The sequence below is a fragment of the Halorientalis regularis genome, from assembly GCF_023698535.1.
GTDB classification, from domain to species: domain Archaea; phylum Halobacteriota; class Halobacteria; order Halobacteriales; family Haloarculaceae; genus Halorientalis; species Halorientalis regularis.
Map to the genome: position 1 here is coordinate 75,248 of NZ_JALJCL010000001.1, position 15,549 is coordinate 90,796.

The 15,549-nt window shown below is 65.3% G+C and carries 12 protein-coding genes; 7 read left to right on the plus strand and 5 right to left on the minus strand.

The features are described from left to right. The first annotated feature begins 20 nt into the window (after positions 1 to 20). Together purM and MU521_RS00395 are read left to right on the plus strand one after the other, a co-directional pair. Positions 21 to 998 carry a phosphoribosylformylglycinamidine cyclo-ligase gene (gene purM / locus MU521_RS00390; protein WP_092687231.1) on the plus strand — a complete coding sequence of 326 codons (978 nt, stop codon included), beginning with the start codon at positions 21 to 23 and terminating at the stop codon, positions 996 to 998. A 190-nt stretch (positions 999 to 1,188) separates the two neighbouring features. Beyond that, complete coding sequence (locus MU521_RS00395) at positions 1,189 to 1,449, plus strand: hypothetical protein (protein ID WP_092687228.1); 261 nt, start codon at positions 1,189 to 1,191, stop codon at positions 1,447 to 1,449. A 27-nt stretch (positions 1,450 to 1,476) separates the two neighbouring features. On the opposite strand, the gene MU521_RS00400 is transcribed toward MU521_RS00395, so the two are convergent. Further along, positions 1,477 to 2,019, minus strand: a complete 543-nt coding sequence (locus tag MU521_RS00400; RefSeq protein ID WP_092687225.1) for a CBS domain-containing protein — start codon at positions 2,017 to 2,019, stop codon at positions 1,477 to 1,479. A gap of 43 nt (positions 2,020 to 2,062) precedes the next feature. Next, on the minus strand, positions 2,063 to 2,437 hold the full coding sequence (locus MU521_RS00405) for a DUF555 domain-containing protein (RefSeq protein WP_092687222.1): 375 nt from the start codon (positions 2,435 to 2,437) through the stop codon (positions 2,063 to 2,065). Between the two features lie 284 nt (positions 2,438 to 2,721). Here MU521_RS00405 and MU521_RS00410 point away from each other — a divergent pair, with 284 nt between their 5' ends. The 3 genes from MU521_RS00410 (at position 2,722) to MU521_RS00420 (ending at position 5,415) form a co-directional block, all read left to right on the plus strand. Continuing rightward, complete coding sequence (locus tag MU521_RS00410; RefSeq protein WP_175452740.1) at positions 2,722 to 2,898, plus strand: hypothetical protein; 177 nt, start codon at positions 2,722 to 2,724, stop codon at positions 2,896 to 2,898. A 123-nt stretch (positions 2,899 to 3,021) separates the two neighbouring features. Beyond that, complete coding sequence (gene ligA, locus MU521_RS00415; RefSeq protein WP_092687218.1) at positions 3,022 to 4,677, plus strand: ATP-dependent DNA ligase LigA; 1,656 nt, start codon at positions 3,022 to 3,024, stop codon at positions 4,675 to 4,677. A 39-nt stretch (positions 4,678 to 4,716) separates the two neighbouring features. Then, a complete protein-coding gene (locus MU521_RS00420) occupies positions 4,717 to 5,415 on the plus strand; it encodes an MBL fold metallo-hydrolase (RefSeq protein WP_092687215.1) in 699 nt (232 codons plus the stop codon). Positions 5,416 to 5,436: 21 nt separating this feature from the next. On the opposite strand, the gene MU521_RS00425 is transcribed toward MU521_RS00420, so the two are convergent. Together MU521_RS00425 and MU521_RS00430 are read right to left on the minus strand one after the other, a co-directional pair. After that, positions 5,437 to 6,540, minus strand: a complete 1,104-nt coding sequence (locus MU521_RS00425; protein ID WP_092687212.1) for a DNA topoisomerase IV subunit A — start codon at positions 6,538 to 6,540, stop codon at positions 5,437 to 5,439. Between the two features lies 1 nt (position 6,541). Further along, positions 6,542 to 8,929, minus strand: a complete 2,388-nt coding sequence (locus MU521_RS00430) for a DNA topoisomerase VI subunit B (protein ID WP_092687209.1) — start codon at positions 8,927 to 8,929, stop codon at positions 6,542 to 6,544. A gap of 246 nt (positions 8,930 to 9,175) precedes the next feature. Here MU521_RS00430 and gyrB point away from each other — a divergent pair, with 246 nt between their 5' ends. Both gyrB and gyrA read left to right on the plus strand, forming a co-directional pair. Next, positions 9,176 to 11,101 (plus strand): DNA topoisomerase (ATP-hydrolyzing) subunit B, encoded by a 1,926-nt coding sequence (gene gyrB, locus MU521_RS00435; protein ID WP_092687206.1) that lies wholly within the window; start codon positions 9,176 to 9,178, stop codon positions 11,099 to 11,101. Next, complete coding sequence (gene gyrA / locus MU521_RS00440; protein WP_092687203.1) at positions 11,098 to 13,581, plus strand: DNA gyrase subunit A; 2,484 nt, start codon at positions 11,098 to 11,100, stop codon at positions 13,579 to 13,581. The genes gyrB and gyrA overlap by 4 nt, the downstream gene beginning before the upstream one ends. A 41-nt stretch (positions 13,582 to 13,622) precedes the next feature. On the opposite strand, the gene MU521_RS00445 is transcribed toward gyrA, so the two are convergent. Further along, positions 13,623 to 15,446: an acyl-CoA dehydrogenase family protein gene (locus MU521_RS00445; RefSeq protein WP_092687200.1), complete on the minus strand. Its 1,824-nt coding sequence runs from the start codon at positions 15,444 to 15,446 to the stop codon at positions 13,623 to 13,625. Positions 15,447 to 15,549: the final 103 nt, after the last annotated feature.

Consider the following 15,549-nt stretch of genomic DNA (forward strand, 5'->3'; position numbering starts at 1 on the left):
CGCCGCGCGGCCTCACGAGTATGACCGAGGACGCTGACGACGGGATGACCTACGCCGAGGCCGGGGTGGACATCGACGCCAGCGAGGCGGCGACGGCCGCCCTGATCGGCGCGACCGAGGGCTTCGAGGGTGACTTCGCGGGGCTGCTGGACATCGGCGACCGCTACCTGGCGCTGGCGGCCGACGGCGTCGGGACGAAACTCCTCGTCGCCGAGGCCATCGACGACTACTCGACCATCGGCATCGACTGCATCGCGATGAACGTCAACGACCTCGTCGCGGCAGGCGTGCGCCCGGTGGCGTTCGTCGACTACCTCGCTGTGGCGGAACCCGACGACGAGACCAGCGAACAGATCGGCGAGGGACTCGCAGAGGGTGCCGACCGCGCGAGCGTCGAACTCGTCGGCGGCGAGACGGCGGTGATGCCCGAAGTCGTCAAGGGGCTCGACATCGCCGGCACCTGCGCCGGACTGGCAGAGAAGGGTGCACTGTTCCCCGGCGAGGCCGAGGCCGGCGACGCGCTCGTCGGGTTTCCCTCCAGCGGCATCCACTCCAACGGCCTGACGCTGGCTCGGCAGGCAGTCACGAAGAACCACGAGTACACCGACCCGTTCCCGCCCAATCCTGACCGCTCCATCGCCGAGGAACTGCTGGAGCCGACCCGGATCTACACCGACCTGCTCGACCCGCTCCGGGAGCACGACACCGACGCCGCGGCCCACGTCACCGGCGGTGGCTGGGGGAACCTCACCCGGATGGGTGACTTCCGCTACGAGGTCACCGATCCCTTCGAGGCCCAGCCGGTCTTCGAGTTCGTCCAGCAGGAGGGCACCGTGGCCGACGAGGAGATGCACCGCACGTTCAACATGGGGACCGGCTTCGTGGCGGCGCTGGATCCGGCGGACGCCGAGGTGCTGGTCGCAGAGACCGAGGGCCGAATCATCGGCGACGTGCGAGACGGCGAGGGAGCGGTCACGATTCGCGGCCTGGAGTTGTAGCATCCGCGCGAACGGAATGAGCGTGGTTCGCTGCCGACGAGCGCCGGAGGCGTGAGTCGGCAGGTCGTTTTTTACCCACGTTTTTACAAGGGGGTTCGCCCTCGGCGAATCCCCCGCAACAAAAACGTGGGAAGTACCCGGATCCGAAGTGGCTAAGACCACCCGTCCCGCTTGCTCGACACGGCAACCGATGACTGAGGACCTCCCCGACGAGCGAGCCGCGTTCCTGGCGATGGCTCGTGCGTTCCCGCTCCGAACCTGTCTCTTTACGCTCGGCTTACCAGCGTTTGCACTCCGACAGGTATCCAGTGGGCTGTTCAACGACGGGCCGCTCGCGTTCGGACTGATTCTGGCACTGCTCGCGGTGGCGATGTCGGTGGTACTGACCAGATATCACGTCGCGAGGTACAGACGACAGGTCGTGACCGACGCCCTGGCACCGGACCGGTAAGCAAGTCAACCCACGAAGTTGCTGGGATTAGCTGATGTTGGCGGCCACGTCCGCGTCGGTAATAATGCCGACCATCTCGGCGTCCTCGATGACGATGACGGCCTCGTGGTGGTCGAGGTGGGTGTCCACTTCGTCGACGGTCGCGTCTTTCGTGACGGTGGTGATCGACTCGCGCATCACTTCGGCCACGGGGAGTTCGCCGGGGTCGTCCTCGTCGGAGTGTCGGATGTCGCTGTGGCCGACGATCCCCACGGGGTAATCGTCCCGAACGACCGGAAGCTGGGAGTAGCCCTCCTGGTTCATCACTTCGATGGCCGTCATCACGCTGTCGTCAGGTTCGACGCCGTAGACGGGACTGTGCATCAGGTCGCCGGCGCGTAGAATACCACCCTCCGCTTCTTCGAGCGCGTTGACGATCCGCCGGAGCGTCGAGAGCCGCGGGTCCACGTCCCCACCCTCGATCCGAGCGATCAGTGGCTGGGACACGTCCGCACGTGCTGCCAGTTCACTCTGGGTCAGATCCACCTCCTTGCGGCGGTCCTTGAGATCCTCAGGGGTCGGTAACTCCATACGGCTCGATAACCAAGGGTAATATAAAAAGGTTGCCCAGTCGTCAGGCACCGGCGGAGGCGTCGGCCTCCTCGTCTTCCTCGAACTCGATGGTCTCGACGACCGAGAGCGGCACGTCTCGGAGGGCACCGCCGACCTCGCTTTTCGCGATCCGCTGGGCGTGTTCGGTGTTCTCGGCGTTGAACACCTTCATCTCCAGCACCAGGCCCACGAGCGCGGTGTCGGCGGCGATGAACGCCGAGTCGAACGGCTCGCCACAGGCGGGACAGCCCGTGGCCCCCACGTCGACTTCGACGTAGTCCATGTCCTGATCGTTGAGGCGCTTGCCCGCTTCGCTGACCGCGACGCCGATCGCGTCGTCGATGTCCTCGACGTCTCGAACCAACCAGGCGGCTTCCATCGCTACGAGATAGTTCATACCAACTCGTCCGGCCCCCACCCCCACGTGTCTTGTGATTCGCTCGCGCCACTGCGACAGATGCGCACGTCACTTCGATAATGGCCATAACTTATGGCTCCGACTGGCGTCATTTATCTCCGTGTTACCGGTCGCGGCCGACAGGACGCGCCTCCGGTTGTCGTTTCTCCAACCAGAATTGAATCGCAATACGGGAGCGCCATCGAGACCGAACATAGATCGTTATATATTCGATACAGAAGGAACGTTTATATACACCGATGGACCCAGCACAGACGAGGACAATGGAAACCCGCCTGCACAGTGGCCTGCTGTTCGCGCTGTACCAACTGAGCCTGATGGTCGGCATCGCGCTCATGCCCGTCGCGTTCGTGACGAGTCGATTCGGCTTCACACTGCCCGTCCACCGCGTGATCGACCGACTCGGCGCAGCCTACGATCGGACCAGCGCCGGAGAGTAACTCACTGCGGCCTCCCCACGGTCTCCGCTCGAACGCCCGCACTACCGAGAACGTCTGCTTTCGCCCGCACGGAATTGCGCGACTCCGCGAGGTTTAACACTCGGTCGCGGCTACTGCGTCTCGATGGAATTCGCCGCCTTCGCCGCGCGCGCCGACGAGATCGAGGCGACCGCGGCCGATCTGGAGACCGTCGCCCTCGTCCGAGACCTGTTTTCCGTGGCCGAAGACGACCTCGACACCGTCGCCCGGTTCGTCCAGGGCCGGGTCTTTCCCGCCCACGAGTCGACGACGCTCGACGTCGGTCCGACCCTCTGTTACGAGGCCATCGCCCGGGCAGCGGGGCACAACGTCTCGGCTGCCGACGTCGAATCTCGGGTCGCCACCGTCGGCGACGTGGGCGACGTGGCCGCGGACTACGATTTCGGCGGGCAGCAGGGCCTCGGCACGTTCGGCGCTGGCGGCGGGGCAGAGGGCCTGACTGTCGGCGCGGTCGAGTCCGAGTTGCGCGACCTCGCGGCGGCGGCCGGTGCGGGCAGCCAGGACCGCAAGCTCGACCTCCTGTTCGGGCTGTTCAATCGCTGTGAGCCACCCGAAGCTCGCTATCTCGCGCGGATCGTCCTCTCGGAGATGCGCATCGGCGTCGGGGAGGGGACAGTCAGGGACGCGATCACCGAAGCCTTCGAGGTCCCCGTCGAGGCCGTCGAGCGCGCACTGCAGGTGACCAACGATTACGGACTGGTCGCCACCGTCGCCCGGGCGGACGGCGAGTCCGGCCTCGACGACCTGCATCTGGAGGTGGGGCGGCCGGTCCAGGCGATGCTGGCACAGGCCGGGACAGTCACCGACGCCGTCGAGGACTGGCCGTCCGTCGCCGTCGAAACCAAGTACGACGGCGCTCGCGTCCAGGTCCACTACGACGGGGACGCGGTGTCGCTGTTCTCGCGGAACATGGAGGACGTGACCGACCCGTTGCCGGAGGTCGTCGGGTTCGTCGAGGACGCGCTCGGCGTACCGGCGATTCTGGACGGCGAGGTCGTGGCGGTCGACGACACGGGCGAGCCCCTCCCCTTCCAGGAGGTGCTGCGGCGCTTCCGCCGGAAACACGACGTTGCGAAGGCCCAGGAGAAAGTCGAAGTTCAGCTGTGGGCGTTCGACTGCCTCCACGCGGACGGCGAGGACTTGCTCGACGCCCCCCTCACAGCACGTCACGACCGACTCTCCGAGCTGCTCGATTCGCGCGTCTCGACGCTCACCGTCACCGACGACCCCGACGAGATAGCCGACGTCGAGGCCGAGGCGCTCGACGCCGGGCACGAGGGGATCATGTTGAAACTGCCCAATTCGACCTACTCACCGGGCCGGCGCGGCAAAGAGTGGCGCAAGCGGAAACCCGACGTGGAGACGCTCGATCTGGTCGTGACCGGCGCCGAGTGGGGCGAAGGGCGGCGCGCCGAGTTTCTGGGCACCTTCGAGCTCTCGGTACGGGCCGGCCCGGACGCGTTCGAGACCATCGGCAACGTGGCGACGGGCATCACCGACGAGGAACTGGCCGAATTGACCGACCTGCTGGCCCCGAAGATCCGCGCCGAGGACGGGAAAGACGTGACCATCGAGCCGTCCGTGGTGTTCGAGGTGGGGTACGAGGAGATACAGACCTCGCCGACGTACTCCTCTGGCTACGCGTTGCGGTTCCCCCGCTACCTGGGCGTTCGCGACGACAAAGACCCAGAGAGCGCCGACACGCGAGCGCGGGTGGAGCGGCTGGCAGACGGCGAGTGAACCGACACCGGTATTCTTCGACCGCCCGAAACAGTTCACATGACCGTCCACTTCGACGACTGCCGTGTCGACTGGCTCGGCTACGCCACCGTCCGCATCGAGGCGCCCGACGGGACCGTCGTCTACCTCGATCCCGGCCGGTACGGCGTGCTGGACGACTACGACGCTGGAGACGCAGACATCGTCTGTGTCAGTCACGTCCACCACTACGACACCGACGGGATCGAACGGGTAGCCCGCGACGACGCGACCGTCCTCGTCCACGAGGCCGTCCACCACAGCGAGACGGACCGCGACGTGACGCCCGTGCGTGACCTGCCATACGACACGGGCCGGGTCGACGCCGAACTCGACGAGCTGCTCGGCGACGTGATCGTCCGGACGACCGCGGCGTACAACCACGCCGACGGCCCCCACACCGACGCCGACGGTGAACCGATCCATCCCGAGGGCTTCGGCTGTGGGTTCCTGCTCACCATCGACGGCACGACCGTCTTCTGGCCGGGCGATACCGACGTACTCGCTGGCCACGCCGAACTCGACGTGGACCTGTTCCTGCCACCCATCGGCGGCACGTTCACGATGGACCGCGAGGCGGCGGCAGACCTCGCCGAAGCGATGGCTCCGGAGCTTGTCCTCCCGATCCACTACGATACGTTCGAGGCGATCGAGGTCGACGCCGAAGCCTTCGCCGCCGACGTAGCGGGTCTCGGCGTGCCGGTCGTGCTGGACGGGTAGAACAGAAGCCGGAACCAGTGGTCAGATGACACCCATCGCGTCCAGTCGCTCCGGCAGATACGTGTCCGTCACGAAGTCCAGGCCCCGCGCCGCCAGGCTCTGCTGTTCTGCCTTCTTCTCGATGTCGAGTTGCAGTTCGATCTGTTCCTCCCAGTAGTCGGTCTGGAAGCGCGGGTCCTCCAGTTCCGACTCCAGGGCGTTCACGTCCGAGTCGCTGAGCGGGTCGGTCGGGAGGTCGTACTCCACGATGTCCGCGGGCTGGATGCCGATGAACTGCGCGTCCGGCGTCGCCAGGTACTCCGAGAGGTGTGCGGACTTGATCGACCCGTACGCGACCGAGCCGTAGATGCGGTACGACCAGGGGTCGCCGTCTGTAAACACGGTCACGGGGAGGCCGAGTTCGTCGTGGAGCCGCTTGGTCAGCCGCCGGGTCGCCCGCGCCGGTTGGCCCTTGAGGTGGACGACGATGCAGTTGTGTTCCTCGTCGAACCCGTTTTCGACGAGGCGGTCGCGCATTCCGCCGGTCTCCACGCACAGCGCGAAGTCGGCGTCGTTGTCCAGGAACTCGATGGTATCGGGATTGTTCGGGATCTGGTAACCGCCCTCGCCCACGTCTTCCTGGCAGTGTATCTCGCGTTCGCCCCGCCGGGTCTGCTCGCGGATGAGGAGCGGCCCCATCACCGTCGCCCCGGACTCCTCGGGGCGCATGTGGAACTCCTCGCGGCGCACGTCCGAGACGATCTCTAAGTCCTCGATCAGCTGGTTCGACTCGTCCTGGCTGTTGAACTGTGCCTCCTCGTGGTCGAACGATTCGCTGAGGTAGTAGAGTTCACGCAGGGTGGAGGAGCGGTCCTCTTCGAGTTGCTGGGCCAGGAATTCGATGACGTAGGTGGCTTTCAGCAACTTCTGCGCGCCGCTGACGGTCTTTGCGCTGCGGGTGCTCTTCCGGTCGCCGTACACCCAGACGTCCATGTCCTCGTCGTACTCGATGTTGGATTTCGTCCGGGTCGGGATCGACATGGTCGGCACCTCGCCGTCGGCGAACTGGTCGTAGAACTCCGCCGCCAGGTCGATCAACTGCTCGCGTGCGTCACTTTCGCTCTGGGTATCGCTGTCTGTGCTCATGTCAGGCGTTGATGGTCAGTTTCTCGTCTTCGATGCCCTCGACCTGCACGTCGAAGGTGGCGTCGCCGTCGACGCTGTACTCGATGCTCGCTTCGGTGCCCGCCGCGACCTCCGCAGTCCACTTGACGAAGTACTCGCCGTCCATCTCGACGACGTTTGCCCCCTCGACCTCGCCGGGATCCTCGCTCACGATGTCGGTGATCTCCAGCGTGGCGGTGGTGTCGTCGTTGTTCTCGACGATCAGTCGCACCGTCTCCCCGTCGCGCTCGCGGTCGACGAGAACGTTGTTCATGATCCGGGCCAACGAGTCGTCGATGTTCAGCTCGCCGTTGCCCGTCACCTCCTCGAGTTTCTCGGCCATCTCGGGCAGGATCGTCGCGAGTTTGTCTTGCTTTCGGCGGCGCTTCTCCATCGACCGGCGCTTCTTGAGGTAGGACTTCAGGTCGCGGGCGGCTTCCCGGATAGCCCGCTCGACCTCGTCTTCGATCTCGGGGACGTTGGCCACCGCGTCCTTGGACTCGCTGGTGAAGGGGACGTTCGTGGAGGCGACGTGGACCATGATGACCGCCGGGCCGTTGGGGATGCCGCTCCCCCCGGGCTGGTCGAGCTTGTAGTTGCGCCAGTTGATCGTCTTTACCACGTCGGTGATCGAACAGGCCCCGCGCTGGTAGACCAGGGGGACGCGGTTGGCGAAGCGCATCACGTCGGCGCTGGAACTCTCCTCGAGGTCACCGCCGTAGGCGATGCCCGCCTCGACGATGAACGGGTCGCCGCCGTGGACGGCGGCGTCCCGCGTCGAGGCCGCGTAGAAGTCCGCGTCGAACTCCTTTTTGAGCCCCTCCAGCACCAGTTCGTCGGAGATGGGCGAGAGACAGTCCGTCGGCGGCGCGATGATGTCCGTCTCGCGCATCGCCTCGTGGAGTTCGCTGGCGGTGTCGCGGTCGTCGTCGATAGCCGTGATGTTCGGCGGTTCGTCGGGGACCGTCGCCATCCGTCCCCAGATAGCGTCGACGACCTTCTCGCGGGCCGTCTCGCCGAACGTGGCCTCGTCGTACTCCTCGGTCGCGTCTGCGGCCCGGTCGACGTAGTCCCCGACCTGATCGCGAGTGAGCCGGTCGTGGGGGGTGTCCTCGTCTTCGAACTTGGCCGCGATGCGCTCGGCCAGCCCCTGCACGTGGGCGTCGTCTTTCCGGTCCGTGGTCGCCTCGTCGACCAAGGCGTAGATATCGCCGGTGCGCTCGTCGGTGACGGCGTCCCAGGCCGCCGCGACGGCCTTCTCCCGAACGGTCGAGCCGAAGGTCGTGCCGTACTCGTCTTCGATGCCCTCGGCGACGGTCTCGACGATGCCCTGCACGCGGGAGTGGGTGACCGAGCCGGCGTCGTCGATCTCGGCGGCGACCGATTCGGCGAACTCGGCCGTGGCTTGGGCCCCCTTGTTGGCGACGGCCTCGGAGACCGCGGCCTCCACGTCCGCCTCCTCGTGTGTCGCGGGCGCACTCCAGGCCATCTCGCGGCCGAAGTGCCGATCACGGAAGCTGTCGATGACCTTGTCCGAGGTCTTCCCGCCGACGCGGGTGAACTCCTCCTGCAAAAAACCCGACACCGAGTAGGAGTCGGTGGCGTCGAGCATCTTCTGGAGGGTGCCCAGTTCGACACCGTGGGGGTGGGGGCGGATCTCCTCGGTCTCCTCGGGGAGCTGGTCGGTCGCGCGCTCGAACTTGAACTGTTCCTGGGGTTCGCGGAGTTCCAGCCGAGCGTGGGGATTGACGACCGCTGTGTGTTTGATGTAGTCGTGGAGCTGGTTGCGGGCGCGCATGTTCGCCTCCATCTCCAGTTCGATCCGCGTGCCGTGGGGTCGGTCCCACGAGGTCGTGTCCTCGCCCTCGATTTCGGGCTCGTTCGAGTCCGTATCGATCGTGAGCTCGAAGTACTTCGCGTCGGCGCTGCCCTTGGTGCGGCTGGTGATCTTGGCGGGCTTGCCGCTCGTGAGTTGCGAGTAGAGGACGGCCGCGGAGATACCGATCCCCTGCTGACCGCGGTTCTGCTCGCGGGCGTGAAAACGGGAGCCGTAGAGCAGCTTCCCGAAGATCTTGGGGATCTGCTCTTTGGTGATCCCGGGGCCGTTGTCCTCGACGATGAGGCGGTAGTAGTCGTCGTTCTCCTGGATCTCGACGTAGATGTCCGGGAGGATCCCCGATTCCTCGGTCGCGTCGAGCGCGTTGTCGACGGCCTCCTTGACGGCCGTCACCAGCGCCCGCGCGCCCGAGTCGAACCCGAGCATCTGACGGTTCTTCTCGAAGAACTCGGCGATGGAGATGGACCGCTGCGCCTCCGCCAGCTCCTCCGCGATCCCCTCTCCCTCGGCGAGCGTCGACTGGTACGAGGTCATTCTCTGCCCCCTTCTACCCCCGGAGGGGTTAAATGTTGCACGGCAGCTCGGTGAAAGTGAAAGTGTGAGTGTGTATGCCTCACAGGCAACGGAGCGACCCCTGACGAGCGAGCGAACGGGGCAGTCGAGGACGGTCACAGCGCCGCGCAGAGACGGCGAAACGTGCCCCTACTGATCGAGTTCGCACGCGAGCGTGCGCGTGCGGGAATTTTATCAGTACGCAAAACCTACGCCGTAGTAGATTTCATGTCTAACGAGTCTGAGTACGGAGCCAGGCAGATTCAGGTCCTGGAAGGGTTGGAGGCCGTCCGCAAACGGCCGGCGATGTACATCGGGTCGACGGACTCCCGTGGACTGCACCACCTCGTCTACGAGGTGGTCGACAACGCTATCGACGAGGCCCTGGCGGGGTACTGTGACACCATCGAGGTCACGATCCACGAGGACGACTCCGTCAGCGTCAGCGACGATGGGCGGGGGATTCCGGTCGACACGCACGACGAACACGACCGCCCTGCACTGGAGGTCATCATGACGGTCCTCCACGCGGGCGGGAAGTTCGACAACAAGTCCTACCAGGTCTCTGGCGGGCTCCACGGGGTGGGGGTATCGGTCGTCAACGGGCTCTCGAAGTGGCTCGAAGCGGAGGTCAAACGCGACGACGCAGTCTGGAAACAGCGGTTCGATCACGGCGAACCCGAGTACGAACTGAAGGAGGTCCGGGACCTCGAATCCGAGGAGGAGACCGGGACCTCGATCCGGTTCTGGCCCGACGACGAGATCTTCGAGACGACCGAGTTCGAGTTCTCGACGCTGGAAGCGCGCCTGCGGGAACTGGCTTTCCTCAACTCCGGCGTCGAGATTACGCTCCAGGACGAACGCGACGGCACCGAGTCTACCTTCTGCTACGAGGGCGGTATCAAGGAGTTCGTCACCTACCTCAACGAGACCAAGGAACCGCTCCACGAGGAGGTCATCTACTTCGAGGACGAGGAGGAGATCGACGAAGGGACCGTCCAGCTCGAGGTCGCGATGCAGGCGACCGACGAGCTGCAGGGCTCGATCCACGCGTTCGCCAACAACATCAACACACGCGAGGGCGGCACCCACCTCACCGGCTTCAAGACATCGCTCACACGGGTCGTCAACGACTACGCCAACGACCACGGCCTGATCGGCGACCTCGACGAGAACCTGAAAGGTGACGACATCCGCGAGGGGCTGACCGCCGTCATCTCGATCAAACATCCCGACCCGCAGTTCGAGGGCCAGACCAAGACCAAACTCGGCAACTCGGAGGTACGGGGCATCGTCGAGAGTGCCGTCCACGAGAAGCTCACGACCTTTTTCGAGGAACATCCCGACACGGCACAGTCGATCATCCGGAAGGCTGTCGAGGCCGCGAAGGCACGCAAGGCCGCCAAGAAGGCCGAAGAACTCACCCGCCGGAAGAACGCGCTGGAGTCGACGGCCCTGCCGGGCAAGCTCGCCGACTGCCAGACGAAAGACCCCACGGAATCGGAACTGTTCATCGTCGAGGGTGACTCCGCAGGTGGCTCGGCCAAACAGGGACGCAACCCCAAGTTCCAGGCGATCCTGCCGCTGGGCGGGAAGATCCTCAACGTCGAGAAACACCGGCTCGACCGGATCCTGGAGAACAACGAGATCCGGAACATGATCACGGCCATCGGGACCGGGATCGGCGACGAGTTCGACCTCGACGACGCCCGGTATCAGCGGATCATCTTCATGTGTGACGCGGACGTGGACGGCGCACACATCCGGACCCTGCTGTTGACGCTGTTTTACCGACACATGCGACCCTTGATCGAGGCGGGCTACGTCTACGCCGCCCAGCCGCCCCTGTACCGCGTCCGGTATCGCGGTGAGACCTACGACGCGATGACCGAGGCCGAACGGGACCGGATCGTCGCCGAGAAGTGTGACGGCAATCCCACGCAGGTCCAGCGGTTCAAGGGCCTCGGAGAGATGAATCCCGAACAGCTCTGGGAGACGACGATGAATCCCGAGAATCGCCACCTCAAGCAGATCACCATCGAGGACGCAGCGAAGGCGGACAAGATGTTCAACGTCCTGATGGGCGACGCCGTGGAACCGCGCAAGCAGTTCATCAAGGAACACGCGCCGGAGGCGGAGTGGGTCGACATATGAGTTCGGAACTGCCGGACCAGCCCGACGATTCGACGGCGGCCCCCGCGGCCAACGTCGAGCGCGTGCGGGTCGAAGACGAGATGGAGCAGAGCTACATCGACTACGCGATGAGCGTCATCGCGGGTCGGGCTCTCCCGGACGTGCGCGACGGTCTCAAGCCCGTCCACCGACGCATCCTCTACGCGATGCACTCCATGGGCGTCACGAGCGGCTCCAGCCACCGCAAGTCCTCGTCGGTGGTCGGGGAGACGATGGGTGACTACCACCCCCACGGCGACCAGGCCATCTACGACACCCTGGTGAACATGGCCCAGACGTTCACGATGCGGGAACCGCTGATCGACGGCCAGGGGAACTTCGGCTCGATGGACGGCGACCCCGCCGCGGCCATGCGGTACACGGAGGCCCGGATGAGCCCCATCGCCGAGGAGTTGCTGGAAGACATCGAGAAAGACACCGTCGACTTCCAGTCCAACTACGACGACCGCCTCGAAGAACCCGAGGTCCTCCCGGCGGCGTACCCGAACCTGCTCGTCAACGGGTCCACCGGGATCGCGGTCGGGATGTCGACGAAGATCCCGCCCCACAACCTCGGCGAGGTAATCGACGCGACGATCCACCTGATCGACAACCCGGACTGTGACGTGGAAGACCTGATCCACCTGGAGGAGAGTCCGGGGCCGATCAAGGGGCCGGACTTCCCGACGGGCGCGAACATCGTCGGGCGCAACGACATCCACAAGGCGTACAAGACCGGGCGCGGCCGGTTGACCGTCCGCGCCGAGTACGAGGTCGACCGCGAGGAGGGCCGCATCGTCATCTCCGAGTTGCCCTACCAGGAGAACAAGGCCCGCGTGGTCGAGCGGATCGCCGAGAACGTCAACGAGGGGAAGATCGAGGGTATCAGCGACCTGCGCGACGAGTCCGACCGGGACGGCGTCCGGGTCGTGGTCGACCTCAAGCGGGGCGCCAACGCCGACGTGGTGGAGAATCAACTGCTCGAACACCACCTCGAATCCACGTTCGGCGTCATCAACCTCGCCCTCGTTGACGGCCAGCCCCGCGTACTGACGCTCAAGGAGACCCTGGCCGAGTACGTCGACCACCGCAAAGAGGTCGTTCGCCGCCGGAGCCAGTTCGAACTCGACGAGGCGCAGGATCGCGCCCACATCCTCGAGGGTCGGCTGACGGCAGTGAAAAACGCCGACGACGTGATCGAGATCGTCCGGGACGCCGACACCCGCGACGACGCCAAGTCGGCGCTGAGAGACGAATACGACTTCTCGGCGGACCAGGCCGACCACATCGTCCGCATCCAGATCGGGAGCCTGACCTCCGAGGAGGTCGGCGAGATCGAGACCGAGTACGAGGAGGTCCAGGAACGGATCGACAGGTTAGAGGAGATCCTCGGGGACCAGCAGGAACTGCTCGACGTGATCAAGGACGAACTTCGGGAGATCAGCGAGGACTACGGCGACGAGCGCCGGACCCGGATCGTCGAGGACGACGGCGAGGTCACCCACGAGGACCTCATTCCCGAGCAGGACTGCGTGGTCGTCATCACCGAGGACGACTACATCAAGCGGATGCCCGTCGAGAAGTTCGAGCCCCAGGGTCGGGGCGGAAAGGGCATCATCGGCGCGGACCCCAAGGAGGGCGACCGCGTCAACGAAGTGTTCCGGGCCAACAGCCACGACTACCTGCTCTGTTTCACCAATCAGGGCAAGGTCTACCGACTGAAGACCTACCAGGTGCCGGAGATGAGCCGGACGGCACGTGGCAACCACATCCGGAACGTCATCGAAGGAATCGACGACGGCGAGGAGATCACGGCCGTCGTGGACACGGACGCGTTCACCGAGGACAAGTGTCTCACGATGGTCACGCGGAACGGCTACGTCAAGCGGACCTGCACGACCGACTTCCAGAACATCCGGTCGACGGGGATCATCGCCGCCTCGCTCGAAGACGGGGACGAACTCGTCGACGTGGAGGTGACCGACGGCGAGCAGGACCTCGCGATCGCGACCGCACAGGGCATGACGATACGGTTCGCGGAGACGGAGGCCCGGCAGATGGGCCGGAACGCCCGCGGTGTCGGCGCGATCAAACTCCAAGACGACGACCGCGTGGTCGGACTGGTCGCCACGAGTGGCGAGGACGACCGCGCGCTGTTGACCGTCACCGAGAACGGGTACGGCAAACGGACCCTGCTGGACGAGTACCGCCAGCAGTCCCGCTACGGCAAGGGCCTGATCGACATCAAGACCGACGGCCGGAACGGACCGGTGACTGACGTGAAGGCTGTCGAGGAAGCCGACCACCTCATCATCATGAGCGAGAGCGGCCAGATCATGCGTATCCGCGCCGCCGACATCTCGACGGTCGGCCGCAACACGAAAGGCGTCACCATCATGGAACTCGAAGGGCAGGATCGGGTCGCCAGCGTGACCGTCGTGCCCGACCTCGACGACGAGTAGTCGCCGATCCACCCTCGTCAAAATCGTCTATCGACCGTCCGTCAGTCGTCCGCGGGCGCGGCGTCGGCCAACTGGTCAGGCGAAAGCGACCCGTGCCGGACGATCTCCGCGAAGTGATCGTCGGGGAGTTTCTCCCCGTCCGTGATGCCGCGGGCGTCCTGCTCGGCGAAGCGGGTCTCGACGAACCACTCGGCGACCAGGGCCTTCCGGGCGTCGTTGTGCTTGTCGATGGCGTCTTGGGCGCGCTCGATCAGCAGGGCGGCGGTTACCACGTCGAAGATGTAATCCGCGAGCTGTTTGGCCTCGTGCTGGGCGTAGTCCTGATCCTCGGTAGCCAACGAGATCATCGCTTCCTGCATCGACTGGAACTCGTCGGCGACGGTTCCCGCGAGGTGGTCGAGGTGAGGGTGGTCGGCGGCGTCGAGACTGTCCTCGACCAGCGGGAACAGTTCTTCGTGGGCGGCTTCGCGGTTCAGCACGCGCAACACGTCCAGCGAGAGGACGTTCGAGGTTCCCTCCCAGATCGGGAGGACCTGCGAGTCCCGGAGCATGCGCTCGGTCGCAAAGCCGTTGACGTAGCCGTTGCCGCCGAGGACTTCACAGGCGTACGAGGCGGTGTCGACGGCCATCCGGGCGGTCTTGTACTTCGCGATGGGGACGAGCAGGCGCATCAGCTTGAACGCCCGCGCCGCGTCGTCGTCGCGGTCCGCGGGCGCTTCGTCGAGGCGCTGTTCGTTGGCCATGTAGTCGGCGTAGTGGCGGGTCGCCTCGAAGGTGAAGGCGAGTGCGGCCTCGTAGTCGGTCTGCATGTTCACGAGGTCCCGGCGCATCAGCGGGTACTCCTGAATGGTCTCGCCGAAGGCGTCCCGCGTCGCGGCCTGGACCTTCGATTCGAGGAGGCACCGACCCATCCCACCGACCGAGCCCGTGGCGTTGGTCAGCCGCTCGAAGTTCATCATCTCGGCCATCAGCTTGAACCCGTTCTCGGGTTCGCCGACGAGGTAGGCCTCCGCGCCGCGGAACTCGACCTCGCCCGTCGGGACAGCGATGGTGCCGAGTTTGTCCTTCAGCCGCCGGTAGAGCTGGTCGTTCAGGCTCCCGTCCCGTTTCGTGTGTGGCACCAGGAACAGCGAGAGTCCCGCAGTGCCCTCGGGCGCGTCGGGACGGCGGGCCAGCGCCAAGGTCCCCTCGGCGTCGATGTTCGAACAGAACCACTTCTCGCCGTAGAGTTCGTAGATGCCCTCCTCGTCGGTGGGTTCGGCGGTCGTCTCGTTGGCTCCCACGTCGGAGCCGCCCTGCTTCTCGGTGAGGAACATCGCGCCCTCGATGTGGTCGTCGTAGTCGCGGCTGGTGAGGCCCTGGAAGTACTCGTCCAGCAGGTCGGCGTTCGGGTGGTCCTCGTCGACGTACTTCTCCAGGACGATGGCCGCACCGGTCGTCATCGAGACCGGACAGACGAAGCCGCCGTCGGCGAAAGACAGAATGGTCTGCTGGGTCAGGACGTGCTGAAAGCCCAGCGGGTCGTCCCGCCCGGGCGGCGCGTGGAAGATGTCGTGGGTCACGCCGCGGTCGTAGACGAGCTGGTCGTTCTCGTGCTGAAGCGGGTGGTACTGGACGTGGTTCTGGATCTCGCCGTGCTTGTCGTAGGTCCGCAACTCGTGGCCCTCACGGTCGATGATCTCGGCGTTGTCCGCGATGGTGTGGCCCGTCACCGCACCCAGGTCCGACAGCTCCGACTCGGCCCACTCGAACGCCGCGTCGGGATAGGTCCGCTCGACTTCCGCCCGCAACGCGGGGTCGAGAGTCCAGTAGTTGACGTGTCTCCCCTCCTCGTACTGGCTGTAGTCGATTGGCGTGTCCACCATGCTACGCCATTTGCGGACGACCTACATAAAGACACAGCCCACCCGTTGTTCGTTTATTGCGGCCGTCGAACGGCGAATATTTTGAAAACGGGAAACTCCTTGT

Coding starts and splice junctions, on each gene's coding strand:
- purM (WP_092687231.1), top strand. CDS start 21: ATGACCGAGGACGCTGACGACGGGATGACCTACGCCGAGGCCGGGGTG.
- MU521_RS00395 (WP_092687228.1), top strand. CDS start 1,189: ATGACTGAGGACCTCCCCGACGAGCGAGCCGCGTTCCTGGCGATGGCT.
- MU521_RS00400 (WP_092687225.1), bottom strand. CDS start 2,019: ATGGAGTTACCGACCCCTGAGGATCTCAAGGACCGCCGCAAGGAGGTG.
- MU521_RS00405 (WP_092687222.1), bottom strand. CDS start 2,437: ATGAACTATCTCGTAGCGATGGAAGCCGCCTGGTTGGTTCGAGACGTC.
- MU521_RS00410 (WP_175452740.1), top strand. CDS start 2,722: ATGGAAACCCGCCTGCACAGTGGCCTGCTGTTCGCGCTGTACCAACTG.
- ligA (WP_092687218.1), top strand. CDS start 3,022: ATGGAATTCGCCGCCTTCGCCGCGCGCGCCGACGAGATCGAGGCGACC.
- MU521_RS00420 (WP_092687215.1), top strand. CDS start 4,717: ATGACCGTCCACTTCGACGACTGCCGTGTCGACTGGCTCGGCTACGCC.
- MU521_RS00425 (WP_092687212.1), bottom strand. CDS start 6,540: ATGAGCACAGACAGCGATACCCAGAGCGAAAGTGACGCACGCGAGCAG.
- MU521_RS00430 (WP_092687209.1), bottom strand. CDS start 8,929: ATGACCTCGTACCAGTCGACGCTCGCCGAGGGAGAGGGGATCGCGGAG.
- gyrB (WP_092687206.1), top strand. CDS start 9,176: ATGTCTAACGAGTCTGAGTACGGAGCCAGGCAGATTCAGGTCCTGGAA.
- gyrA (WP_092687203.1), top strand. CDS start 11,098: ATGAGTTCGGAACTGCCGGACCAGCCCGACGATTCGACGGCGGCCCCC.
- MU521_RS00445 (WP_092687200.1), bottom strand. CDS start 15,446: ATGGTGGACACGCCAATCGACTACAGCCAGTACGAGGAGGGGAGACAC.